This window comes from Streptomyces sp. PA03-6a (assembly GCF_033792765.1).
Taxonomy (GTDB): Bacteria; Actinomycetota; Actinomycetes; order Streptomycetales; family Streptomycetaceae; genus Actinacidiphila.
This window is the reverse complement of the sequence record NZ_JARAVK010000556.1, coordinates 1-1,416: the sequence shown is the minus strand read 5'-3', so window position 1 is coordinate 1,416 and position 1,416 is coordinate 1. Positions and strand designations below refer to the sequence as shown.

The following is a 1,416-nucleotide window of genomic DNA, read 5'->3' as shown; positions in this document are numbered from 1 at the left end:
AACCACCCGCGCAATCCGCGACCAACCCGAACGAGCACTCCCACTTCTGGGCATCACCAACAAGCCCGAACCTTAAGGAACTTGATCAAGCCCTGCGGCGACGGCAGTACCTTCCCGACCGCCGGCCACCTCGCCGCCTACGCCGGCCTCGCCCCGGCGACCCGGAGCTCGGGCTCCTCGATCCGCGGCGAACAGCCCTCCAGGAGGGGAAACAAGCAGCTCAAACGGGCCTTCTTCCTCTCCGCGTTCGCCGCCCTGGGTGATCCGGCATCGCGGGCCTACTACGACAAGAAGATCGCGCAAGGCAAGCACCACACACAGGCCCTGCTCTGCCTCGCCAGGCGCCGGGCCGACGTCCTGTTCGCCATGCTCCGCGACGGAACCTTCTACGAGTCCCGGCCCGCCACAGTTGCTTGAGATCCGCTAGAGCGGCGAATCGCAGTCAAACTCGGACGTCTCTTTGGCGGCGTCGGCGGGGAACTCTGGGTGGTCATGCCAGATCCCAGCGAAAGCGACCAGAAGGTTCCATGCGGCGGCTGCCAAATCGGGCGTTGCCCCGTTCACAGGCGGAGCGGCTCGATGGAAGCGCACCGCAGCGATCTGTTTGTCTGCGGCTAGACGAAGGGCTGCGGCCGTGCGGCGGGCTTCGCCTTGAAGTGCGGCCGCGTCGGGGATGCGTTCCGACACGAAACGGACCAGCCGTGCGACCTGGTCCTCAGTAATCCCTTCCACCCATTCCCCCTGCCGTTAGCAAGTCCGCTCGCCTGGTGCGGCGCCAACTATCGCACCTCAGAGCACTCCCCGCCGCATCCTGATGCCTCGGTCAGCTGGACCTACGAAGGCGCCGAGGCCGACACAGTCATGGACCACTGACGATCCCCCGGGGCCTCCGAAGGCACCCCGATGACTTGACCAAAGACATAGGGGCACCCCCCCCCCGCCGTCCTGGGACGGACCGCCACCGGCTCACCACGCAAGCCTCGATTCCTGCAATCCCGACGGCAGGTCGTTCGCCGACACTCACTTGGCTTCCGGAACCTGAAATGAGTCGATTTTCAGGAAGCCGCCAACGAGCATGACGGACATACGCCAGCTCCACGCGCGGCCTGTAGCCCTTCTGGGGTGGACCGCCTCGCCGACCTCGACTTCACGGCTGGCCTCCTCACTTACCCCGCGGGCGACGGCGTTGCGGAAAATCCTCGTCTGCCTTGCGCAGCCGGCAGGCAGGCCCACTGGCGACCTTCGGGGGCAGTGCCGCAAGACCAGCACGCGGGCCTCGGTATCGCGGACAACGCCGGTCACGCCAACCATGGATTTACTGAGCCTTTTCAGCGGGGCCACCGATCGGGTGACGGCCAGCTGGTCGGCGACCCGTGCAGAACGGACGAGGCTCCTCGGCGGTTGAGCGAGATGTCT

General features: G+C 66.2%; 2 protein-coding genes. One reads left to right on the top strand and one right to left on the bottom strand.

What is annotated here, in order from left to right:
- Positions 1-417: transposase (locus tag PV350_RS46575; protein ID WP_500339305.1), on the top strand; the 417-nt coding region annotated here is incomplete at its 5' end.
- Between the two features lie 603 nt (positions 418-1,020).
- Here PV350_RS46575 and PV350_RS46570 read toward each other — a convergent pair.
- On the bottom strand, positions 1,021-1,416 hold a 396-nt coding region (locus PV350_RS46570; RefSeq protein ID WP_500339304.1), incomplete at its 5' end, for an NUDIX hydrolase.